This is a genomic window from Enterococcus sp. DIV1682a, assembly GCF_051711005.1.
GTDB lineage: Bacteria > Bacillota > Bacilli > Lactobacillales > Enterococcaceae > Enterococcus_B > Enterococcus_B hirae.
In genome coordinates this window covers 256,559-280,822 of record NZ_JBIOLT010000001.1, presented here as the reverse complement: position 1 = coordinate 280,822, position 24,264 = coordinate 256,559, and the positions used below count along the sequence as shown (strand labels likewise).

21 protein-coding genes and 2 other annotated features are annotated in these 24,264 nt (G+C 35.4%); of the genes, 4 read left to right on the top strand and 17 right to left on the bottom strand.

The features are described 5' to 3' along the window. Positions 1-264: 264 nt before the first annotated feature. The 8 genes from tdc to dhaM all read right to left on the bottom strand — a co-directional run bounded on the left by tdc (position 265) and on the right by dhaM (position 9,391). A complete protein-coding gene (tdc, locus tag IGJ23_RS01310; protein ID WP_438774539.1) occupies positions 265-2,139 on the bottom strand; it encodes a tyrosine decarboxylase in 1,875 nt (624 codons plus the stop codon). Positions 2,140-2,428: 289 nt separating this feature from the next. Next, positions 2,429-3,685 carry a tyrosine--tRNA ligase gene (tyrS, locus tag IGJ23_RS01305; protein WP_010736915.1) on the bottom strand — a complete coding sequence of 419 codons (1,257 nt, stop codon included), beginning with the start codon at positions 3,683-3,685 and terminating at the stop codon, positions 2,429-2,431. Positions 3,686-3,779: 94 nt separating this feature from the next. After that, positions 3,780-3,985: a binding site (T-box leader), on the bottom strand. A 375-nt stretch (positions 3,986-4,360) separates the two neighbouring features. Next, positions 4,361-5,017 (bottom strand): HI_0552 family protein, encoded by a 657-nt coding sequence (locus IGJ23_RS01300; RefSeq protein ID WP_438774538.1) that lies wholly within the window; start codon positions 5,015-5,017, stop codon positions 4,361-4,363. Positions 5,018-5,138: 121 nt separating this feature from the next. After that, the gene (locus tag IGJ23_RS01295; protein ID WP_438774537.1) at positions 5,139-5,969 is read right to left on the bottom strand and encodes a hypothetical protein; all 831 of its coding nucleotides are present in this window, start codon (positions 5,967-5,969) and stop codon (positions 5,139-5,141) included. A 107-nt stretch (positions 5,970-6,076) separates the two neighbouring features. Beyond that, positions 6,077-7,168 (bottom strand): hypothetical protein, encoded by a 1,092-nt coding sequence (locus IGJ23_RS01290; RefSeq protein WP_438774536.1) that lies wholly within the window; start codon positions 7,166-7,168, stop codon positions 6,077-6,079. 225 nt (positions 7,169-7,393) lie between these two features. Continuing rightward, positions 7,394-7,996 carry a dihydroxyacetone kinase subunit DhaL gene (dhaL, locus tag IGJ23_RS01285; RefSeq protein WP_010720270.1) on the bottom strand — a complete coding sequence of 201 codons (603 nt, stop codon included), beginning with the start codon at positions 7,994-7,996 and terminating at the stop codon, positions 7,394-7,396. A 14-nt stretch (positions 7,997-8,010) separates the two neighbouring features. Beyond that, a complete protein-coding gene (gene dhaK, locus IGJ23_RS01280) occupies positions 8,011-8,994 on the bottom strand; it encodes a dihydroxyacetone kinase subunit DhaK (RefSeq protein WP_010720271.1) in 984 nt (327 codons plus the stop codon). Position 8,995: 1 nt separating this feature from the next. After that, positions 8,996-9,391 (bottom strand): dihydroxyacetone kinase phosphoryl donor subunit DhaM, encoded by a 396-nt coding sequence (dhaM, locus tag IGJ23_RS01275; protein WP_438774535.1) that lies wholly within the window; start codon positions 9,389-9,391, stop codon positions 8,996-8,998. 203 nt (positions 9,392-9,594) lie between these two features. Between dhaM and IGJ23_RS01270 the strand changes: the two genes are divergently transcribed. Further along, the gene (locus IGJ23_RS01270; protein ID WP_010720273.1) at positions 9,595-9,915 is read left to right on the top strand and encodes a putative heavy metal-binding protein; all 321 of its coding nucleotides are present in this window, start codon (positions 9,595-9,597) and stop codon (positions 9,913-9,915) included. An 855-nt stretch (positions 9,916-10,770) separates the two neighbouring features. Here IGJ23_RS01270 and IGJ23_RS01265 read toward each other — a convergent pair. The 4 genes from IGJ23_RS01265 to pepV form a co-directional block, all read right to left on the bottom strand. Next, positions 10,771-11,007 (bottom strand): hypothetical protein, encoded by a 237-nt coding sequence (locus IGJ23_RS01265; protein WP_438774534.1) that lies wholly within the window; start codon positions 11,005-11,007, stop codon positions 10,771-10,773. Positions 11,008-11,704: 697 nt separating this feature from the next. After that, positions 11,705-12,976, bottom strand: coding sequence for a hypothetical protein (locus IGJ23_RS01260; protein WP_367010806.1), 1,272 nt, complete (start codon positions 12,974-12,976; stop codon positions 11,705-11,707). Positions 12,977-13,448: 472 nt separating this feature from the next. Further along, positions 13,449-15,587 (bottom strand): hypothetical protein, encoded by a 2,139-nt coding sequence (locus tag IGJ23_RS01255; protein ID WP_438774533.1) that lies wholly within the window; start codon positions 15,585-15,587, stop codon positions 13,449-13,451. A 433-nt stretch (positions 15,588-16,020) separates the two neighbouring features. Then, positions 16,021-17,439 (bottom strand): dipeptidase PepV, encoded by a 1,419-nt coding sequence (gene pepV / locus IGJ23_RS01250; RefSeq protein WP_010720277.1) that lies wholly within the window; start codon positions 17,437-17,439, stop codon positions 16,021-16,023. A 147-nt stretch (positions 17,440-17,586) separates the two neighbouring features. Between pepV and IGJ23_RS01245 the strand changes: the two genes are divergently transcribed. The 3 genes from IGJ23_RS01245 to IGJ23_RS01235 all read left to right on the top strand — a co-directional run bounded on the left by IGJ23_RS01245 (position 17,587) and on the right by IGJ23_RS01235 (position 19,169). Next, positions 17,587-18,435, top strand: coding sequence for an NAD(P)H-hydrate dehydratase (locus IGJ23_RS01245; RefSeq protein WP_411244916.1), 849 nt, complete (start codon positions 17,587-17,589; stop codon positions 18,433-18,435). Positions 18,436-18,437: 2 nt separating this feature from the next. Then, entirely contained in the window at positions 18,438-18,869 is a 432-nt protein-coding gene (locus tag IGJ23_RS01240; RefSeq protein ID WP_014834326.1) for an acyl-CoA thioesterase, read from the top strand. Positions 18,870-19,001: 132 nt separating this feature from the next. After that, on the top strand, positions 19,002-19,169 hold the full coding sequence (locus IGJ23_RS01235; protein ID WP_010720280.1) for a hypothetical protein: 168 nt from the start codon (positions 19,002-19,004) through the stop codon (positions 19,167-19,169). Between the two features lie 132 nt (positions 19,170-19,301). Here IGJ23_RS01235 and IGJ23_RS01230 read toward each other — a convergent pair whose 3' ends face one another. The 5 genes from IGJ23_RS01230 to infC all read right to left on the bottom strand — a co-directional run bounded on the left by IGJ23_RS01230 (position 19,302) and on the right by infC (position 24,009). Beyond that, positions 19,302-21,122, bottom strand: a complete 1,821-nt coding sequence (locus IGJ23_RS01230; RefSeq protein ID WP_438774532.1) for a DUF3329 domain-containing protein — start codon at positions 21,120-21,122, stop codon at positions 19,302-19,304. 935 nt (positions 21,123-22,057) lie between these two features. After that, positions 22,058-22,636, bottom strand: coding sequence for a type II toxin-antitoxin system PemK/MazF family toxin (locus IGJ23_RS01225; RefSeq protein ID WP_438774531.1), 579 nt, complete (start codon positions 22,634-22,636; stop codon positions 22,058-22,060). A gap of 162 nt (positions 22,637-22,798) precedes the next feature. Next, on the bottom strand, positions 22,799-23,158 hold the full coding sequence (rplT, locus tag IGJ23_RS01220; RefSeq protein WP_010720283.1) for a 50S ribosomal protein L20: 360 nt from the start codon (positions 23,156-23,158) through the stop codon (positions 22,799-22,801). A gap of 54 nt (positions 23,159-23,212) precedes the next feature. Further along, complete coding sequence (gene rpmI / locus IGJ23_RS01215) at positions 23,213-23,413, bottom strand: 50S ribosomal protein L35 (RefSeq protein WP_002289309.1); 201 nt, start codon at positions 23,411-23,413, stop codon at positions 23,213-23,215. Positions 23,414-23,484: 71 nt separating this feature from the next. Further along, the gene (gene infC, locus IGJ23_RS01210; RefSeq protein ID WP_010720284.1) at positions 23,485-24,009 is read right to left on the bottom strand and encodes a translation initiation factor IF-3; all 525 of its coding nucleotides are present in this window, start codon (positions 24,007-24,009) and stop codon (positions 23,485-23,487) included. Between the two features lie 43 nt (positions 24,010-24,052). Beyond that, positions 24,053-24,178, bottom strand: a sequence feature (ribosomal protein L20 leader region). Between the last annotated feature and the right edge of the window lie 86 nt (positions 24,179-24,264).

The window sequence follows — 24,264 nt, the reverse complement described above, 5'->3', positions numbered from 1 at the left end:
CGCAAGCTATTTCATTACAACCTCGGCTGTTTTGAACGGATTACTTGTATCGCTTCAAAGACAACCTGTAAAACAAAAAACACCTGAGCAGATAACAGAAGTGCTGAGCTCAGAAAAACCAGCAGAAGAATCTAAAAAATAACTTTTTGTATTTTAAAGATCCTTCAACTGTATTTTTCGATTGAGCTACCACCGTTTATTCGGTTTTATAGCATACAATAAAAGTGACTTCTACTTCTTATACTCAGAATGTTTTTTATTTTATTATTTTTCTTCGCTTGCTAGTAATTGATTTGCGTAGATTTTTTCTAATTTTTCTTGAAGAGCTGCTTTGATTTTTCCAGCATATTCTTCGAAGTTTTCTGCTTTATTCATGTATGGTGTCATTACACTTGCACGTAAAACAGTTACTTTTCCTGCACGGTTCCATTCTTCATCTGAGAAACCTAATTGGTTCACAAATTGTAATGGGCTGTTACCATAATCTGGAATAGCAAAGTCAGTGTGTGATGTCAAGAATTCATTACCATAGATGCTACCTTTAACGTATGAAGAGTAGTCATAAACGTCATGATTCAATTTGTTCATTGCAACTAGATCGTCGTTGCCTTTTTCTTTAAATACATAGTCAACCATATTGAAATCTGGGTAAGTTAATGGATGTACTTCGATTTCTTTATCGCCAACTTTAAATGATAAATCTTGTAAGAAGTTATAGAAACGATGTGCTCCTTCGATTGAAGCTCCCATCAATTTACCATAACCAGTTACATTAAGTGGTAAGACATGATGTGCAGCCCAAACACTAGCAGCAGTTGCCCCTGCTTTTGAACCTTCTAAAATGTATGCACCAAGTAATGCTGGGATATCTGCGCCTTTTTCAAACACGTAAGTAGCAAAGTAAGAAATAACGTCGCGCATACGTACGTCTTTGATGACGATCCCACCAGCTGAGTAAGGAACATAACCCATTTTATGTGGATCAATTGTTACAGATTCTGCTTCTTCAATTGCTTTGAAGGCACGGTGTACATCTTCTAAGATATAATCTTTGTTTTCTGTAAATACATGATGTTTTGCATGAACATCTTTTAATTCTTCAAATGGAATAAAGTTATTTTCTTCGTCTAAGAAAATGGAACGACCATAACCGCCGTAAGCAGCATCAACATGCAAGTAGAAGTAAATACCATCTTTTTCTAATACTCGACGTAATGTAACGATTTTATCGATACCGTCAATGGCTCCTTCTTCTGTCGAACCAACAACACCGACTACACCCAAGATTGGTGTTTTTTCAGCTGCTAGTTGACGAACGATTTTTTCAAGTTCGTTGATATCCATTCGATAGTTGTGATCAACTGGTACAGGGATTACTTGATCTAACCCGATACCGATGATATCAGCTGCTTTTAGCCATGAGTAATGTTTCGTTTGTGGTACTAACCATTTTCCTAATTGTTGTAAATGTTTTCCGCTACGTGCAGAATGTGCTTTGATGTCATCAATTTTTTCTGGAACACTATCTAACAAGTCCATGATTTCTTTTGTAGACATGTTCATCAATTCCCAGTCACTTTTTCCTGAGACTAATTCAGGTGCAACTTCTTTCATTGCAAGTGGAAGTGATTTGATGTTACGTGCATACCAAAGACCTTCTAAGTTAGCTAAAGAACCATCAGCAACGATGTGTCCCCAGCCATCTTTATAGCCCATTAATTTCGCAAACTCTAGTCCTACTTCTTCTTCCATTTGACTTGTTGCTGGAGAAGATTCGTAAGCAACGTTGTTACCATTCCATAGCATTGCGAAATTATATGCTAGTAAAGATGGCATTAATGTTTCAGAGTTCATATGACCCCAATAACGTCCAGCTGTATGCCATGGTACTGAGTGAGTACGCATACGAGCTGAGATTTCAGATAAAACATCTTTTGTTTTATTGACTGTGTGCTCAAAACTTGCACTACTTTGTTCTTCTGGTGTAATAACTGGCATGTCTTGTGGCATGTAGTTTTGTCGCCAGCCTAAATGTTCATCTACTAAATCGTTCAACAAATCTTTATAGAGTTGGCCGTTCTCCGCTTTGTCTCCGATAAATAGTGCATTTAGGTTTAATTCATTTGACAATGATTCCATGTGAAACCCTCCTAAAAAATATTTAAATTTTGTCGAGCCCTACATTACACCTGTTTTTTATTTCTGTAAACTAAATCACAAGTGGTTTTTTAATCATTTTATAATAATTGTCAATTGTGTAAATTGTTTACACATTTAAAAAAATTAAAAAAAACGAGGGAATTTACAAAAGTAAATTCCCTCGTAAAGATTGTATTAACGAGATCCCACGTCACCCTTTTAGGTTGGGTTTCAAAATTGGAATCTTGTAATAGAGTTGACCATTTTCAAGCCAAAAAATTACTAAATTCTAATCAACTACTTTGGCCAAAAAGTAATTTTTCTTACCCTTTCGAATAACCACAAACTTACCATCAAATTCCTTCGATGGATCTATGACAAAATTTAAATCGGTAACACGGTCACCGTTAATACTTATAGCTCCGTTTGAAACATCTTCACGCGCTTGACGTTTTGATGGTTCAATTTTTGTGGAAACCAATAATTCCACGATATTTTCAGGTTTACTTGAAATTTCAACGTTTGGCATTTTACCAAATCCTTGAGCGATCTCAGCTGCATTTAATTCTTTGATGTTTCCAGAGAACAATGCTTCTGTTATTTTTTGTGCTTCTTTCAAGTCTTCTTCACTATGAACGAATCTCGTCACTTCTTCTGCTAAACGTCGTTGTGCTTCACGTTTTTCAGGTTCAGTTTCAACTTTTTTCGCCAAATCTTCAATTTCTTCTTGTGATAAGAAAGTAAAGAATTTCAAGTATTTCACAACATCTCGGTCATCTTGGTTCAACCAGAATTGGTAGAACTCAAATGGTGATGTTTTCTCAGGATCTAACCAGATAGCGCCACCAGCAGTTTTACCAAATTTTGTCCCATCCGCTTTTAACATCAATGGGATCGTTAAACCGAATGCTTCTGCTTCTGGTCCTTCTAATTTACGGATTAAGTCTAATCCAGCTGTGATGTTCCCCCATTGATCAGCACCACCGATTTGTAGTTGAACATCATATGTTTTGTGTAAGTGTAAAAAGTCAATTGATTGCAAGATTTGGTAAGTAAATTCTGTAAATGAGATACCGACTTCCAAACGACTTGCTACGATATCTTTCGCTAACATCGTGTTAATATTGAAGTTTTTACCGTAATCACGTAAAAATTCAAGTAATGAGATTTTTGATAACCAATCATAGTTATTCACAAACGTGATGTTTGCATCTTTCCCAAATAATTTTCTCATTTGGTTAGATAAAGCATCAACATTATGTTGGACTTGTTCCATTGTTTGTAAGACACGTTCTGTCTTACGACCACTTGGGTCTCCAATTGTACCTGTTCCGCCACCGATCAGAATGTATGGATGATGTCCTGCCAATTGAAATCTTTTCATCATCATAAATGGAATCAAATGTCCGATGTGCATAGAATCCCCAGTTGGGTCAACTCCGCAATATAGTGAAATACTCTTTTCGTCAACAAGTTCACGAAGTCTTTCTTCATTCGTTTGTTGGTTAATGGCATCACGCCAAGTTAATTCGTCGATAATATTCATGTTAAATCCCTCCGTATCATTTTATTGTGAAAGCAGGAACCTGCTATCATTCATACTAATTAAAATCAATAAAAAAAATCCCTTGGTTAACTAACCAAGGGACGAAATCTCGCGGTACCACCCATTTTATATGTTTCATTCAAAACATATCACTCAAACATTTAACGCTGTCACGTGACAAATCAATGCCAAAGGCTCCTAAAATGTAATTCGTCTTAAAGCTTGTACTAGTTCTCAGCAACCACTAGCTCTCTGAAACATTGGCTTTAATAACTACTGCGTTTTGATCATTGCCTGTTATCAAGTTAATATGTGTCTATCATAGAACGCTATTTTTTCTTTGTCAATAAAAAAGATGAAAATTTCTTTCTATACTTCTTCAACAATGGAATAAAACAGTAAAATCCGAACATTCTTTTTTTAAAATTATTTGCATCCAATTACCTAAAATAACTCATTGATCCCTTTATTTCATCCGTTTTTTCTAAGATGAATGATCCATTCAATGGCGCTCATTTGACCATCAAATGAAAATTTTAAAACTTTTTGAAGCTTAAGAAAATTTTATAAACTAGTATTTATCAACGACAAATTTACTTCTTTTACTTTATTATTTTAACGTTTTCGATCATCTAAGCGATCAGATACCCCTTTCTCTCACCCTACTGAATGTTATTATTTCCCATTCAATCGAAGGTATAAAGGCATCAATTCCTGCATACCATCTAGAATCAACTTTTCAGCATCTTTTAATTCATTCGGATAAAAATAAAGCTTACCAAGTTGGAAGGTTTTATCCTCCATTGCTTTTTTTAATTCGATTTGTTTTTGCTTATCCGTCAAATAGGTGGCTAACGGCAAGTGATCCACCAGTTCATGTTCTGGTTGTGGCCAAATATAATACTCTTCAACTGGGATGTGCTTACTCCATTCCTCTAAAACCGTTAGTAGATGATTGAAGGACGAAATACTTCCTTGGCGTTCTTCACTTTTATAGTGTTGAAACATCAAATAGATTTGGAATTGTTTTTTATTTAGCAAAGTAGCTAAACAAGCATTTTCCTGTTGGCGTCCTTCACTACGGTACGCACACCAAAAATGGCTTCTGAGATTCCAACCATTCGTCCAACTTTCGATTTTTGGTTTTCTCATCTGCCATTGCAAGGGGGTTGCTTTTGCCACTTGTACATTCATTTTTTTCCACTTTTGCCAGTGTGTTTGATACCTCACCTTAAGCTGTACTAATTCTTCAGTAGTATAACTTTCTTTTAGCTGCTTAAAGGTATACATCGAACGATCAAATAATTCATAATCACTAGTTAATAAATCCATTCCGCCACTTCTTTCTTAACGATTTCCCTATCCTACATTGTAAAGACTATCAATGAGAGAAACAATAAAAATAGCAAGAAAAGAGTGAGCATGGAATTATTTCGGTGAAAATACTCGATAATCATCTTCCTTTATCATTTAGATCTTGTTTTGCTTGTGTAATTGGTTGTCTATTGACTGGATTCTGCTTTGTTGTAGTTTCCTGTACTTTGTCTTTTAATTGAGCTTTTTGTCGCTGTCCATTCCCTTGTTCTAATTCCATATGCTTTTCCAGAGAGGCGATCAGCTTATCTGTATATTCTATATCTTGTTTTACCAATCCTTTAAAACTATTAATCAAAGGCATCATTTTGGCAACCAGAAGTTGTGATTGACTCTGAGTAGTGTTTTCCAGTTGAACATTCAAATTTAAAAAACGCTCTCTTTCCTTGCTCACATCTTTCTTTAACTTTTCAAGACTTTTTGTTCCTAGAAGTTTTTTTCCTAATGCTAACTCAGCTTTTTGAGCGTCAATTTCTTTTTTCAACATATATTTTTGTAACCAATTCACACCTTTTGCTAATTTTTCTTCGTTTTTGTTCATACTATCCTGCAATTTATCGATTCGTTGAGTCAAATGAACTTTCATATTTTCCTGATCTCGTGGTTCTACGTCTAATTTTTTTGCATAATTTAAATAATTTAATCGATTCATCCGATCTTTTTTCAAATAAGAAACTTGATCATATTGCCTTTGTCTTTGCTTATCTAACTCTAGGATCGTTTTATATGTATGTAAAAATTCCTTATCCAATAGCATGGGAATTTCCATCTTTATACTCTTTTTTTTATTTCCATTTACCTCAGTTAATTGGTAAATCTTGGCATTTTTTTTAGATACTACTTCTTGTTCAACAAGCTGATAAATTTTTTCTTTTGTTTTAACCTCTTTTGCTTTTGGTAGTATTGACATTTTTTTACTCCTTATCATTTAGTAATCGAGATATTTCGAAAACGAATGCGTTGTGCCTAAACTTAGACGAAACGCATTTGGACAAACGAAACTTTCCAAACATATTACTAATTACGTGAATCGTGTTCAGGCGTTGATCTTTGTTGTTTCTCTGGTTGGCTTTGTTGTTTCCCTGGTTGGCTTTGTGGCTGCGTAACTCCTTCTATCAGAGTATATAATTCACGTGGACCATTTGTTTTTTGTTCATCATTTCTTTTCATTTCGGCTTGTACTTTATTCTGATATTCATGTAACTCCGCATTTAGTACTTGTGGGCGATGATTCTTGATATTTTCAAATCTCTGCTGTGTCTCTAAGAAATTTTTTTCGGTCGTATAAATTGAGCGAGCAAGTTCGCCTAATAGCGGTGCCACGTACGGAAATAGACTGGCTGATACTTTATTATTTAAATCTATAAAACCTTTCTTCACCATACTAAATTGTTCATTCATATTCAAATCAGAATATTCTTTCGTTATTTTATTTATCCATTTCTTCTTTATCTTTTTACTATCAACCTCCCCACTCAAACTATAGCCTTTCCCATAAAGTGATGATAGATCAGACTCCAGTTTACCTTTTATAAGCTTTTGTTCATCTTCCAATGAACGCTTCTCTTTTTCCAATGCTCCTATTTCACCTGTAAAATAACTTAAAAATCTTCTAAACGGTGAAGCTTTGATCTTATCGATTTCATCAGTTTTTTCCTTGATTAGTACTGGTATTGTATTTAACCGATCCAATTTGTTATCCATGTTGTTTTTTTCACTAATGTAGCTAGTCAATTCTACGCCTATCTCTTTTTCCAACGACTGAATATTTATTTTCATGTCGTCTTCATCACGCTCTAACTTGTTTTGCATACTAATTACTGAACTCATGTCTTTATTTAGTTCAAAACACTTTTGTACTTCTTTTTTAGGAACAACTAATGATTCCTTATATGAACCAAAAGAATATTCGCTCATTAGACGTAGATCTGATTTTTCGTGTTTTTTCAACAGTTTTTGTTTGTTTTGTTCAATTGACGCAATTTTAGCTTGGTCGTTAGTGACATACGCTGCTATACTTTCCTTTTTATATTTCTTAAATTTCTCTTCCTGTTCCATTTCTAAACTAGATACTGTCGCATTTTTATTTTTGTTATTTAAATCCCCCATATCTGCTTATCTCCTTTATTGTTTTAATGTGTTAAGAATAACACGCGCGACGATTGTTATTTCTCCGACATTTTCTCAGTTTGGAAATTTTTGTTTTAAAATTGTTTATCCTTTGTTTTTTTTGATTTGAAAGCAGATTCTCATAAGTGTTCTGGAATAGAAAAAAACTGACTTTTGTTCTCATTTTTACTGGTTAAAAAGTCAGCTATATAAATATTTTGTTATTTATGATTCTATATTAGTTAATAAAGTTTCAAAGAAAATAGCACTAGAAGCTGCTCCGGGATCGATATGGCCAATGGCTCTTTCCCCTAGATAAGAGGCACGTCCTTTTTTGGCTACTAAATCTTTTGTATGTTCCTTCGCTTCTTCAATCACTTCTTCTGTTAATCGATTATTCTTCAAGGCTTCAGTAACAGGTAACCAGACATCTAGCATCGTTTTCTCTTCTGCTTCTGCTTTCCCCCTAGCTTGAATCCCATTTTTTCCTTCTTCAATGATTTTCCCTAATTGTTCTTGTGATGTAATCACATCAATGTCTTTTGTAGCCTTCATCATATTCATAAAGGCAGAACCATATAATGGTCCAGAAGCACCTCCAACTTTTGAGATCATTGCCATCGAAAGAACCTTGAACGTGTCACTGATCGTTTTCGGTTGTTCTTTTTGAAACGCTTCTTGATAAGCCGTCATCCCTCGCCCCATATTATTGCCATGATCGCCATCACCGATCGGCGTGTCGAGCTCACTCAGATAACTTTTATTTTCATCGATTTTCTCTGTAAAATCCGTTAACCACGCTTGAATTTCTTTGACCGTTAGTTCCATTATTCTCCCACCTTCTACCACGAAATTGTGTGAACTTCACTTTCCAATGCTTCCTGCCATTTCTTAGTTGTTAGGTCAATCATCGTCAGAGATAATCCTTGCATGTCTAAAGAAGTCATAAAATCACCGACTTTATGAAATGTCACTTTGACTGCTTCTTGATCGAGTAATGATTGGACATCATTCATAAAAACAAAGAGTTCCATCAATGGCGTGCCACCCATCCCATTAACTAGCACGCCAACTTCTTTTGGTTTCTCTGGGTAGTCAGCTAAAATTTTTGTTACTAATTCTTCAGCTAATACTTTAGCAGGTTGCAACTTTTCTCTACGATAACCAGGCTCGCCATGGATCCCTACTCCGTATTCGATCTCATCTTCGGCTAATTCAAATCCTGGCTTTCCTACTTCAGGAACCGTGGCCGCACGCAATGCCACACCAATCGTCTTGATCGCTGGAACTAGTCTATCTCCTAGTTCCTTCAATTCTTGCAAGGATGCACCTTTCCTAGCGGCATCCCCTAAGATTTTATGCACAAGAACTGTTCCAGCTACTCCACGTTTGCCAGCAGTATATGTGCTATTTTCCACCGCAATGTCATCATCCACTACAACACTTTCTACTTCAATCCCTTCCATAGCCGCCATTTCTTTAGCCATGTCAAAATTGAGTACATCTCCTGTATAATTCTTGATGATCAATAAAACGCCTTTTCCTTGATCCGCTTCTTTGATAGCTATCTGAATCTGATCAGGTGTCGGCGAAGTAAAAACATCTCCTAAAACTGCAGCACTCAACATCCCAGCACCAACAAAACCTGCATGCGCTGGTTCATGACCACTTCCTCCCCCAGAAACCAAGCCAACTTGTTCTACTTGATCATTTTTTGCTACTACTCGAGAATCAGCTACTTGGTGAATCATTTCTGGATAACTTATCACTAAACCAGACAACATTTCTTCTACGATTGTACTAGGATTATTCATGATTTTTTTCATTTCACGTCCACCCTTGCTTTCCCGCATTCTGTGCTTCCGTTAGTATTTGTTGAGGATCATCCGTGATACCTGCTGTGATCGCTCCAGCAAAAGCCCCTTCAACAAGTGGCGCATCTACAAGGTAGTATTTCTTTTGTTGGTCTTCATCCAACATTTCCTTGGCCATTTCAGCGTTCAAAACCGCACTCCCGATATCCGCAAACAAAAAATACATGGCGGAATCAGCTGATTGGTTGATCGCATCGATGATTTTCATCGGATCAGAACCAATTCTTCCCTCTACTCCTCCTAAGGAAAAAAGTAACACATCTTCTGATTGTTGCATCTGTTCAATCATTTCTTTGAGTCCATCCGTTAACTGTTGACTATGGGAGACAAGTAAGATACTTTTTTTCATGCCATTTCTCCTTCTTCCTTTTGTGGTCACACCAAGTTTGCGCTTTCATTCTTTTGATCATCAACTATATTCTTTTGCATAGTTCCAGTATATAATAGAATGTCCATTTTTTGGAAATGATGCGCTGTAATTGACTAGCTAATTCCAATTGCGACTTAAGAAATAAATTTTGATATACTATTTTTAAAGAAAGGAGTGATCGAATGATCATTACAACAACAAACAACGTGGAAAATAAAGAAGTAACAGCATATAAAGGCATTGTTTTTGGTGAAGTCATTACTGGAATCAACGTATTAAAAGATATCGGGGCAGGATTTCGCAATGTTTTTGGCGGACGTTCAAAAAGCTACGAGGATGAATTGCTTGCTGCACGTGAAGAGGCCTTAGCAGAAATGCAAGAGCGTGCTCGATCATTAGGTGCAGATGCAGTCATTGGGATGAAAATGGATTATGAAGTATTGGGGAGCGATAACGGAATGCTAATGGTCACCTGTAGTGGGACAGCGGTTACAATAAACTAGTTCAGACATGAGGTTGTGAAAAGAGTGTCTTGACCTGAGCGCTCACCAAGTAAAAACTGCGACGAGTAATCGCAGGAGCATTAAGGATGAAAATCTCGAAACAGCTCCACATGTTTTGAGATTTTTTGACTTATCGCCGAAGGTCAGCTCTTTGAACACCGTGAATCAGAGGTCGTGAAAACATCGGGTAGCTCTGATGACAATAAGAAAGAATTTTTTGAAACAGCTTCTCATGTTTTGAAAAATTCAGGCTTATTTCAAGGAGCTGATGTTTGAACACCGTTTAGCAAGAGGCTGTGAAAGAAGCGTTCAGCTCCGAGCGAATAAGCGATGATTTTTTAAAATAGCTCCTCATATTTTGCTTATTGTTGAGGAGTTGCTTCTTGAACGCCTTTTATTCGTTTTTAGAGATACTAGAAGAGACTAAGATAGAACTCTCACTTAAAAAATATTCCGAACCTGTTCTACCAATACACCGATTCAATAAAAAGATTGATATAAAATAAGGTGTTTCCTAAAAAATATACGTAAAAACGTTAATTTTTAGGAAACACCTATGCGATTTTTTCCTAAATTTAATTGATTATCCAAGTAAGATACTGCTATCTAATTATTTATGTACGTTGCTCTTTTCATCAATGGATTATTTTCTGTTCTACTATCTATGATTGCTGGCATTTCACCATCCGATTATCCTCTTGAATTTCGATTCGTTTTATTGCTATTTTGCATTTGATCTTGTTTATCACCTCGGTTGTTGAGCTTTTCTGCCCGCTGTTTAGCATTCTCTTTCAGTTGGTGTATCTCTTGCTTTCTCACTGGAAGCTCTTCTTTAAATTTTTCATGTTTTCCTATTCAACCTTGTACATTTCTTTCCAGGTCTTCAACCTTTTGCTCCATGACGTTTAATTTCCCACTAATTTTTTCAAGTTGTTCTCTTCTGTGTTTACTAACATCTCGTAGTCCCTTTGTCTTATCTTCAACAACGTCATACTCTGCTGACAGTTCACTAAGTTTCGCTTTAGGAACATTAATTTCACTTTTCACCTGATCACAGACAGCTATATTCTTATCTAAATTCCCAGTGACCATTTTTTCTAAGTTACCCTTCTGATTAATATCTTTAATCAGTTGATTATTCGTATTTATAATATCCTCAGTAACTGTTTTTACATCCTGTGTTAATTTAGTTTTTCTCCTGTAAAGACGTTAAACAACTTCCGTACAAAAGAATTGTTGAAATCAGTGACGGCTTGGTTCTTAGTAACGAGATCCGTATCTAGTTTTTTTCTCGTATTTACCTCCCCAATAGATGTATCTACCTCACCTATTTCAGCTATTTGTTGGTCGCCATTTTGAACAGGCGATAGCTTTTGCTCTATTTGGCTAATCTTATCTTTAAATTGGGATTCAAAATTATTTACCTTTTTCTCTAAATCATCAATTAGAGGATTATCGAGTTATTCTGATGCTGCAGCCATTCTCTCCAGAGTTTTTTGCTATGCTGATTTTATATTGTTTACTTTTTTTATGTCTTTAGAAACTTTTTCTTTAATTCTTTTATTGTTCTCTAATGCATTATTGTATTGTTTTTGTGAACCTTCAAAAGCTTTTTGATTCGGTATAGTTTTCTCATCTGTAAACTTTTTTTATCGTGACTTTCCATATTTCATTCCACTCCTCTGTTTTTCGTGCTAACATATGTAATACAAGCGTATTATGAGTTTATTCATGTTATTTACTAATAATTTTTTTGTTTGAGAATTTTTGACGATGCCTTGCTAAGTTACTATGCCCTTGAATGGTTTTTACTATCATGCTTCTGACTATTTTGCGTGTTTAGTGAGTCCGATTGATTCAAGTATATAGTAGCTGTTTTTTGTTGTGCTCGATTAATCTTTTTATGGATTTTTTGAGGTTTCTTCGAGTTGTCGTTAATTAGTTTTCGGGCTTCAATTTGTAGAGGTTCTATTCCATCCTTTAGCGTTGTCACCTTACTAATGATTTCAGCATATACTTTCATTGCATAGGGTTTAACTGCTTTTACTTTTTCCCTTTCTACTTTATCTAACTCTTTTTTGAACATTTTTATTTCTTTTTCTAAGCCTTTTTTTACTTGTTTTGCAATTTCATCTGTAGATTCTATTGTCTTAAAACGTTCCTTAAGATCTTTCGGAAAGCGTGCCTTAAGTTCTTCTGGAAAACGTTCCCCAAGTTTTTCCTGAAAGCGTTCCTCAAGTTTTGCCTCAAAGCGTTTCTCAAATTCTGCCTCCCAATCCTTAGTTTTCAAGGTTGTTTGCTGTATGGGGTTCCTTGGTTGCTCTTTTTTTCCAGTAAAAAAATTAAGCAAGCGTTTGAAGAATGACGGTTTCTCACCAACTTTACTACTTAAGCTATCTACTAGATTGTTATTTACGGGTTCTAAGGAAGATGTCTTCAATTTACTAAGCTGATTCTTTCTTTCTTTTTTTATTTCTTTTTTTATTCCTTCTTTTATTTCTTTTATTTCTTCGATTTCTTCTTCTACTTCTTCTTCGATTTCTTCTTTTATGTCTTCTTCTGTTTCTTTTTTTATTTCTTTTAGTTCCTTAATAACATCCCTATTTGGAAACAAGTCTTTTATAATATTTTTTACTCTAGTCTCTGATTCCTTGATTTGTTGATCTATTTCCTCCTTTTGCTTCCGTGCGTTAGGACCGAACTCCTCGACTTCTGGATCTCGCTTACTATCGTCAATTTCACTTTTTGGTTTTATTTCCTGTTTTATTTCCTGTTTCTTTGGTTTGGAAGGCATCACTTTATATTCTTTTAAAAATTCATCCACCATTTCAGCGTGTTTATTTTCTGCGGCTACATGTTCAGCCTTTGCAACAACAGTCTTATCTGAAAAAGGTTGATATGTTTCCATATAATCCAATACCTGCCATGCACCATTAACTTTATTTTGTTGTCGGTCAATTTCTTTTATAGCTTTATCCATCGCTTTTTTCTTTTCAGCTTCTGCGGCTACTTCTGCAGCTGATTGCTGAGTTATTCCTTCCTGAAAAACTGGCCTTCCCATTCTTATTTCACTCCTTCGTTATATTGATAAATTAAGCGTAACATGACAATAAAAACTTTATTTTTTAATAATTTCTTTGTTTGGAAATTTTTAAAAAAGTTTCATTCTTCTAGAATAAAAAGGCACTTCATCGTACCATTAAAAATTCTGCGAGATCAAACTAACGTTTTTTGAAACAAGTAGTATTTAGTATCCTCTATCTGTACTTACTCGTCAGCATTTACCAATCGTTGACTTCACCTCCGAAAGCAAACAAAAAAATCAAGAAGATCAAAAGCAATTTTTGCTTTTCCATTCTTGATTTTAATGCCAATCCTATATTTTTCTTATTTACAGATTCAAAAGATGCTCCTTCAATAACAGACCACTTTTTTCTTCAGAAATCTCTTGTATCACTTGATACGTATATCATATCTTAGTAAAACATCAGGCAAGATACCGCCACATATTAGAGAGTACAAAATTTTATTCTCTATAATGTATGTACTTCTCTGCCAATTGATTGATTCGTTTGGTTATGTACTTGTTGAGATTGCCGGGTGCTATTTTTGTTATTTTTTAACAACTCCTTATTCCAAGCATTCGTTACCAATATTCTAGGATTTTGATAATCAACAGATTTTTTCTGTGACTGATCCACTTTTTCTGAAGGTTCCTTATCTTTAAGTTCCAGCATCACCCAAAAACCCAATTGTTCTTTTATCTTTGGCTGTTGCTCCTTAATAAATTTTAAACTTTTCTTTATTTGAGCAGCTAGTTCATTATTAATCTTTGGTTGTTCTTCTCCTGTTGGATATTTATTTTTCAGCTGTTTCAACTGGCTTTTTAAATCTGCCAATTCATTGTTAACATGATCAACTTCCTTTTTCGCCTTGATAAAAATTCTCTCAGCCTGCTCATTCTTTTCTGTTTCAATCCTTTTTCGCTCAATGAGTTCCTTTATTTTATCCTTAAAAGTTGTCGATAACCCGCTTTTTTTGGCAGTGTACTTTTCTCTAGCTTTTATATGTTTTTTAGTAAATCGACTAAGAAATCGTTTTACTCTCGGCTGATCGCTATTAATTATTTTTTTCGTTGATTTTTCCCAATCCTTATGTATCTTCGTAATTTCTTGGGTAATATTTTTCACAGAATGAGTTGCCTTATCACGCTCTTGTATCGTTAAGTCATATAATTGTTTAAAGTCACTGGAAAAGATATTTTGAACTTTCATATCTAATTCGGTGCTTTTATGGACTAAATATTGATACAAACTAGGAGCATTTAATTCTTCAATACGTACATTTTTATTTCCCAATTCAGCCGAAAGTTGATTGGTAAAGATATTTTCTCTTTCATTCAAATGTTTGCTTTTAGCATTTTGTTCCCTTCTTTCATTTGTTTGATTTACTGTTTCGATTACTATTTGATCTATCGCTTTGCTTATCAGACGAATAAATCCTTGTTGATCTTTACTTTGTTCTTGCTTACGGTATTCGTCTATTTTTTGCAGATTTTGTGTTATACCTCCCACGGTACCTTTAACTTCTTCTAAATTCTTCTGTAAATTTTCTATTTTTTTCGTTAAAGATTCCCTATTTACCTCTTTTGGTATATTTTCCTTTACTATTTCATAATTCTGATTTAAATCATTCAAAGTGGATCCTATATTTGCACACTTTTCTTTCCACCCCTCAAATATTTCATTACTAGAGAAAACTTCATTAAGGATATTCTCATTTCTTGTGTAAACTGTTTGTGCTTCTTCTATTTTAGAAATCATAGTATTAATTGTAGCTTTTTTTGTATCTAACTCTGTTCGTAATTCAGCCTGTTCCTTAGTAAAAAAATTAATGATTTTTCTAAAGAATGACTGATCAATCGCTTTAATTTTCGAGTCTATTTGTTCAGCATCTGATTGTAGAGATAACTTTTCAAAATAGCTATCCAAAAAATTTTCTTTGGCTTCATCACGTTCTCTTATACTATTTAAGATATTTTTAATTTCTTCGTCTAGTTTAGATAACTTTGTATGTACTTCTTCCTTTTTACTTTCTAACGGGCTTAATTTGTCGATAACTTCAGTTTCTACTATCTCATAAAGAGAAGAATCTTTTTGTTTAAAAAATTCTCGTTCTTCATCTACTGATAATCTACCTTCTTGGACTATTGATTGAGTTTCTTGCTTACTTTCTTGTATCCTCGCTTCTTCATTATTAGGAGAATGTTTTATTTTTGCACGTTCTCTTTTATCTTGAATTTCTCTATTTGTTTCTTTCATAATATGTAAATCCCACTTTGCTTTTAAGTAGTCATTCTCTGCTTTTCTTGCTTTATCATTATGAGGATGGATGGAATAAGCATCATAAGTTGAGAAGAGCTGTGCTACCAATTTTTTTTGCGCCTTCAATTCTTCACGACTATATTCCATATCTGTTGCTTTAATTGGGCATCTTAGCATCGTTGCTAACTTTTCCTCTTCTTTTTCATGAATACGAGCTGCTTTTTTATAATTTTCTCCGTGAGGATAGGTAGCGTGACTATCCATTTTTTTATAGGCGTTCTCTACTATTTTTTTTTGCTTATCAATCTCTGCTTTTGTAAATCCTCTACCTTCTGCTATTTCTGTCATTAGATCCCCTTCTCTTATTTGATTAATAATCTGAATGTAACACAAATGTAGAGTTTTTTTAGCCAAAAATTTCTAAATAACAGATTTTTTGTTCTATGCTAATGATATTTATTCCTAACGACTTTCTTTATTGATGAGAATCGCTGAACCAATAACTGTTTTTTGTCTTTATCTCCTCATCATTAACTACAAATATTATTTTTTCCTTCATAAAAAATATCATTCATTTGTTTTTTTGGAACAATCTTCGATGTTGAATATTTAGAATATTATTTAGCAAGTAAAAAGGATGTGATTTTTCGCCTCATCAAGCAAAAAATCACATCCATATCATGTTAGAACATCTTTTTCATTCACTTTTCCAACGATCCTTTTCAAAAATTATCTCTTAGAACAAGGATAGCCGATGAATCAGTATGAGTTTCGTTCACTATTACTTCGCCAAACGGTAGATGGCATCTGCATAAATGGCAGTTGCTCTGAAAAGATCATCAAGACTCATAAATTCGTTGGCTTGGTGCATTGTATCTGTATAGCCTGGGAACATTGCGCCATAAGCTACACCACGTTTCAATAGTCGGCCATAGGTTCCGCCACCAATGATTTGTTCATAGCCTTTTTCGCCTGTATGGTCTTCATAAACTTGCAATAAAGTTGCTACCAATGGATCTTCCATTGGTACATAGTGAGGTTCCATGACACGTGTGCCACGAGTAACTGTTGCTCCTTCTGCTTTCATCGTTGTTGCAATGTCATTTTCTAAGCCGTCAACGGTAACCCCTTTTGGAAAACGGAAGTTCATGTTGATATAGTTATCTTCTTCTGACCCATTTTCTTTAAAGGCAAACAATCCAGCGTTCATGGTCAATTTACCCATTTTTTCGTCTTCATGGGCAACCCCTAATTTTTCTCCATAAAAATCTTCATGGACATAGGCTGCTGCTACATGGATGAATTGTTTAGCAGAACCGATAAATTCATAATCGTCTAAGAATAATGCTAAGAATGAACCGGCATTGATCCCTGATTGAGGACTTGCACCATGTGCGCCCTTTCCGATCAATTCGATTTTCACATAGGTATTATCCGCTTCGATCGAACCACTTACTGGGTTTGCTTCAACAAAACGATAAAAAGCTTCTTCCATTTGGATCGCAGCTTCCGCACTTGGTACTTCAAGAGTCGCTGTTGCTGTTCCAGGCACCATGTTTTCACGTAAACCTGAAGTAAATGTCTTCAAGACATAATCTCCTGCGTTATCTCCTTGGAAACGTAGTGCGAAAGAAACATTTCCTTTTTCACCATTGATGATTGGAAATTCTGCATCTGGAGAAAATCCAAAGTCAGGTTCTTCTTCATGTTCAAAGTAGTAAGCCATGTCTGCCCAACCACTTTCTTCATCACTACCAACTACAAAACGAACTTTTTTGGATAATTCCAAGTCAAGATCTTTGATGATCTTCATGGCATAGTAAGCAGCCATGCTTGGTCCTTTATCATCACTAGAACCACGAGCAAAGATTTTCCCATCTTTGATTACTGGTTCATAAGGATCTGTATCCCAACCATCCCCTGCTGGTACTACGTCCATATGACCAAAAATACCTAAAGTTTCATCGCCTTCGCCAAGATCAATATGTCCTGCATAGTTATCAACATTTTTTACGACAAACCCATCACGTTCGCCATAAGCCAACATATGTTTTAGCGCATCTCGAGGTCCAGGTCCAAAAGGTGCATCAGGAGTTACTTTTGAATCATCCCGTTCACTATTCACACGTAAAAGATTTTTTAAATCTTCAAGTAGTTCTTCTTTACGTGCTTCTACTTCTTTTTGCCAATCGATTGTCATAAAATCAATCCTCCACTCATTAAGTCTACCTGTCCATCATACCATAAATCCTGCCAAAAAAACGTGCAAAAAAATTTGTGGTTCCTTAGCCAAACGGTATTTTATTTAAAAATACTCAGTTATAATACAAGAAAGGAGGCGGAGAAATTGTTAATAGATAGCGATTTATTACAAAAAGTAATTCAACCACGCCCAGAAAAGTCACATAAAGGAACATTCGGTCGTACTGTCTTGATTGGCGGTAACCATCAATTTGGTGGTGCGATCATCATGAGTGCACTAGCGGCTGTACACAGTGGCGCAGGATTAACGACTGTTGCTACGGACCAGCGGAATCAAGCACCACTTCACACGCATTTACCTGAAGCCATGTGCATCGACTGGCAAGAAAAAGAACAACTGTTAGCAGTGATGGACACGGCAGACGTTCTATTGATTGGTCCAGGATTAGGGGACTCCTCATTGAGTTTAGAATTATTAGCATTCACTTTAGCACATCAAAAAAGCCATCAGTGGTTAGTGATGGACGGTTCAGCATTAACATTATTCGCTAAAGAAAATCTAACCCTCCATTTTCCCGAGCAAACCGTCATGACTCCTCATCAAATGGAATGGCAAAGAGTAAGCTCACTTAAGATCGAGGAACAAACACCTGAGAACAACCGCAAGCAGCAAGCCAAATTAGGCGCAACGATTGTTTTAAAAAGTCATCGAACCACGATCTACGGGCAACAAAAATGTTATCAAAATACTACTGGCTCTGCCGCAATGGCCACTGGAGGTACTGGTGATACATTAGCTGGTATGATCACTGGATTCTTGGCACAATTCCCTAAAAACGATGAAACAATCGCAGCAGCTGTCTACCTGCATAGTTTTATTGGGGATCAACTGGCAAAAAAACAATACGTTGTTTTACCGACACAAATCAGTCAAGCCATCCCTCAATGGATGCACTATTTTAGTCAGAAAAAAGATGGAAACAAGGAGTTCTAATGATGGAAAAATTTACTGGATACATGCGTGAGCCGTTTTACTATGAAACCGATCAAATGGGGATCATCCACCACAGCAACTATATCCGTTGGATGGAAGAATCTCGTGTTGCTTTATTGGATCATTTAGGTTTCAGCTATACAAAAATTGAAAAACTAGGAGTGATCATCCCTGTTTTAGAAGTCACTTGCCAGTACAAAGAAATGATTCGTTATGGTGAAACTGTTCGTATTTTGCCTAAAATCGAACAATATAGTGGCACAAGATTAAATTTTAGTTATGAAATCTACGGTTTAGATGACGGAAAATTACGAACAACTGGCTCTAGCAAACATTGTTTTTTACTCGCTGACAATCAGAAGTTAACCAAACTTGAACGGGTAAATCCTGCATTAGATCGCTTATTCCACGAGTATGCACAGTTGGATAGCTGAAGAATAGTATTTACCTCTTGTATTTTTTAGGATCTCCATTACGGATTTTCTTAAAAAAAATCAAAAAAGCTGCCTTTTTTCTTGTGTTGGCTTGATTCATCCGTATAATAAAATAAAAAGCAGGTGATCATCATGTATGTTGTGAAAGTATTGCACGGTTACATTGATAAAACAGGCTGCCGCACAAGAGAAAAAAATCCAGATAACTTATTGATTTTCAAAGAAAAAAAAGCATCAGAAGCTTTTGCTAAATCGATCGGAGGGCGTGTCAAACAACTGCACGAAGTACGCCCTGATTGAAATAAAACCTCAATCATTAGTTAGTCAACATGATTGAGGTTTTTGCTTGTCCAAAAAATTTCTTTAAAAAACGAGCTTACCAAAAAAAGTGATCCTTTTGGTAGGCTCGTTTTTCTTACTATTTTCTCTCTTCTATCTTGAGAGGGTTAGTTTGTCACCAGTTAATTGAATATTAACAGCATCTACTATTTTTCCTTCTTTTGACAAAACAGCAATATTTATGCCCGCTTTATTTCTTGCAACATTTATATCGCCCACTTTTATCGCAGCAAACTGTTGGTCAGCATACGGTGTAAAACTTGAAGATACTGAGATCTCTTTCCCATTGATTTCTTGGCTAACAGAATTATAGTTCTTTGTCTGTGAAAATTCAGGATTTTTTCCTAACAGACGGATACCCGAAAAATTCCAAGAACTTTCTGAATCCCCATTTTTAAACTCAGGGAACAGCTTACGGATCTCTTCAGCTAACTGTTGGTTCATTTGTGTCTTGTCTCCTGCACCTGCCATCACAATCAAATGATCAGTTTGACTTAATGCTTCAAAATAGGCGTTAGCATTCCAAATACTCATCCATTTTGGATCTCCCTGTTGATAGATTGTTTCCCAAGCCTCTTTTGGTACTGAATGAATGGACTCTAAACCAAAATATTTTGCATTCGCTCGATTGACTTGTTTCGTTATATCCGTTTTTACGTGGGATAGTCCTCCCGAGTAAGCAGTATGACCAGTTTGATTATAAATCGTAAAGTTGGCAATCACCGGATTCAAATTCCCTTGTTTTTTTTGCTCTCTGACGTAATGGTATTGTTGATTGATTTCTCTATAAGAAAGTGCTATGTCATTGACTCCTAAAGCAAAAGTAAATAGAAATTGGGTAATCAATACGCCACTAATCACCCCATAAAACGCTCCCTGGGTAGATTTCAACACTTTATCTGGCCATTCAAACGCCATCGCCATAATGATAAATAAAACACCACCAAAAAATGATCTTCCCCAATCAAGTCCAGCTGGTGAAAGAGATAATACATAGATCGTGGCTATCCCTGCAAAGAGATAGATATAGGATAGTCTCAACCATTCTTTGTGTTTACTAAAGAAAATTCCCAACACGATCAGAATCGCCATCAACACAAAAAGAGCTAAACTATTTTCATATAGCGTTTTTGTGATTGAAAAAACGCCCGAATACAATTTCCGAGGTAAAGACCACTGGCTACGAGCAAAATAAGTAGCTCGAACAGCATTTCCAGGGGCTGTTACCATCATGAATAAGCCAAAAATTGCTCCTAACAATCCTGTGAACATCCATGGTCGTAAAGGCTTTTTCTTTTGATAATAAAAATAGAGGTAGCCAAGAACAATCAAGATCATCCCACCAGAAGTGTTTTCATTACACCAGCCAGCTAAGATTCCTAAAATGAGTAGCAATATGCTATTTACTATAGGATTAAAAGACAATTCTTGCTCTTTCTCATAATAGCGGTGGTAAAGAAATAGGAAACTGACAACGATGATACCTCCCCATAAATAGTTAGCAGCACCAGTTTCCCATAAAATTGTTTGACCGAAAGCTGGGACAAATAACCATAAAAATACATTAATTAAAAAATATTTGAAGGAATAAAACGTAGTATTATCTTTTGTGGTCATTTTATAAATCAATAATGTCAATAAAACATAGATCAGTGGATTGACCAAATTAAATACTGTTTTAGGCATCAACAAAAATAAACGTGCAATGATATGGACAACGGATCTTCCCGTCCAAGTCATATATTGTGTGTATTCATCATGTAAAATAGACGAAAAACTACTTGTTTTATACATATACTCAATATCATCTGCAATTAACGGTGTTAAAAAATTTAAAACAACCATGATAACATAGGCAGAAATAAGAACTAAAATTTTTTTATTATTGCGGATAGTCTCTTTTATTTGTTTCACTTCGCTCCTACTTTCTTCTTAAATTTTGCTATAAAAAGGGTTCCTGTGATTCACAAAGAAAATTATAGCATTTTTTGATTCAACTTACATTCTTACTTTTGTATTCGACTGCCCATAGATCAAATAAGGAAACAATCATCAGTAACCATAAAAGCGTGTTATGTACGAATAATCAAAGGACTAACCCTATTCTCCGACCCTGAAAAAGGGAGATAAAGACAAAGCACCTGACCTGTTCGTTATTCGAAAAAAGACAGCATAAGCAAGATTATCGTAATAGCAAGAGGTCGTGAAAGAAGCGTTCAGCTCCGAGCGAATAAGAGAGGATTTTTTAAAATAGCTACTCATATTTTAGAAAATCATCGCTTATTGTTGAGGAGTTGCTTCTTGAACGCCGTTTAGCAAGAGGTCGTGAAAACATCGGGTAGCTCTGATGACAATAAGAAAGAATTTTTTAAAATAGCTTCTCATATTTTGAAAAATTCAGGCTTATTTCAAGGAGCTGATGCTTGAACACCGTTTATTCACTTTTAGAGACACCCGAAGAGACTGAGGGGAGTTTTGGACTCCGAGGAAAATAAGAAAATACTTTTCGAAATACTTTCTCATTTTTTGAAACATTAAGGTTTATTTCAATTTGCCTATGTATAAACACCTTCTAGAACAAGAAATCGTGAAAGAATCTTTTCTTCTTTCTGTTCAAATTATTCTAAGATTTCTCTTCACCCACATCATTTTTCATAGCGCACAAATTTTTAGAACATAAATAAATCCCTTATGCTAAAAGCACAAGGGATAAAAAATCTTTTACACTTCATTCGTGTAAGGGTCCCATCAAAATTAAATTGATGCACCGAAAAATAGTATTATTTGTATACGGTTAATTCTTATTTACAAATTAATTGTATTTTCTAAATTCTTTTTTGTCAAGCCACTTATAAACCTTCTTGGCTTCTTCTATTTAATTCTTTTAATCTAAAATTTTCTTCTTGTAAGAGTTTGATTTGCTCATTCAACTTCTCCACATCTTCTTTAGCTTTTTGTTTACTTTCTGCTATATCCTCTTCCATCTGTTTCAATAAAAAAGGAGTAAGATACTGAGATATTTTTAAAGATATTTCGTCTAACTTTGCTCCATCAGATATCAGTCCGTGTCTTTTCAATATTCTACTACGACTTATATATCTTAGTTGGTCTATTCTAATAGTAGAGTTATACAATAAATTACCTTGATTGTTAGTTTTTTGTTTTATTTGTACTAACAATGGATTATTTATATCTTGATAATATCTAGGAGATGAGGTTATAGGAGCGACTACTAATCCTTTAATTCCAGCTTGTAACACTACAGCATTATGGTCAAAAGTTAATTCTTCCCCGAATCCTCCAAAAAAATCAACAAAAACTATTTGTTCTCTTTGAAATTTTTGTCGCTGAATACCTTTTAAAACGGGTATTCCTTGATGATTAATATAGTTTGAATATCCATAACACCATTTTATTCCATCTTTCATCTTCATATTTTCTACTTGCTTGGTCAATTTATAATGTCTGAAAGAGATATCGCTCATTAATTTTTTATCAGATTTTGAAAAAGTCTGGGTCAATTCTGTGACAAAAGAAAAACCCCGCTCGATAAAAGCGGGGTATACGTTGGTTTAACAACGTTTATTTGATTATTTAGCTAAAGCATCTTTAGCTTGGTCAGCTAATGCAGTAAATGCTGCTGCATCGTGGACAGCTAAGTCGGCTAACATTTTACGGTTGATGTCGATTTCAGCTAATTTCAAACCGTGCATCAATTTTGAGTAGCTCAAGCCATTCATACGTGCTGCTGCGTTGATACGAGCAATCCACAATTTACGGAAGTCGCGTTTCTTTTGACGACGATCGCGATATGCGTAGTTGTATGAATTCATTACTTGTTCTTTTGCTGTTTTAAATAAAGTGTGTTTTGAACCGTAGTAACCTTTTGCTAATTTTAGCATTCTTTTACGACGTTTACGAGTGACTGTTCCACCTTTAACACGTGCCATGTTTAATTCCTCCTAATAAAAATAAATCTTCAAATTTCGATCTTTTTGTTTTTTTTATTTCATTTTTGCTAGTTGTTGGCGAATACGTTTGAAGTCGCCACTAGAAACCATGCTTGCTTTACGCAATTGACGGCGTTGTTTTTTAGTTTTACCGTGGAAACGGTGACTTGTAAACGCGCGGAAACGTTTTAATCCGCCTTTACCAGTACGTTTGAAACGTTTTGCTGATCCGCGGTGTGTTTTTTGTTTTGGCATGACTATATTTCCTCCTCAAAATCTTTCGTTATCCGACTATCGACTGTCCAACAGTCAGTGAGTCATTCAAATTACTTACTGTCGTTTTTCGGTGCCAGCGTCAAGAACATGCTGCGTCCGTCCATTTTCGCTTTTTGCTCAACTGTCGCAATATCAGCTGTTTCTTCAGCTAAGCGATCCAAGACTTTTTGACCAATTTCTTTGTGGGTAATGGCACGGCCTTTGAAGCGGATAGAAGCTTTCACTTTATCGCCCTTCTCTAAGAACTTACGTGCATTACGAAGTTTTGTATTGAAGTCATTCACGTCAATTGTTGGACTTAAACGAACTTCTTTAACATTGATCACTTTTTGTTTTTTACGCGCCTCGCGGTCTTTCTTTTGTTGCTCGAAACGGTATTTTCCGTAGTCCATGATTCGCGCAACTGGTGGCTTCGCACTTGGGGCAACTAACACAAGATCTAAATTTGCTTGTTCTGCAATTTTCAATGCTTCTGCTTTTGTCTTAACTCCTAATTGCTCACCATCTGAACCGATCAATCGTAACTCACGTGCACGAATGCCGTCGTTAACCATCATATCCTTTGCTATGGTCATTCACCTCCAAATATTATGAGAGAAAGAAAAGCGTACCGAATATTCGGCAATAAAAAAACGAGTTCTCTTCCAGAACCCGCACGTACTTCACCTAATTCAATAGATGAAAACTATCTAGCCCAGTGACTGAATCAACTAAGGCGAGAAGCGGGTGCTTCTGCTTTTATTTCTCAACTTCAATAGTATAGCAAATATAGATTTCTTTGTCAATCTTTTTCACTAGAGACTATCGAAACATTCCCCAATCATTTAATT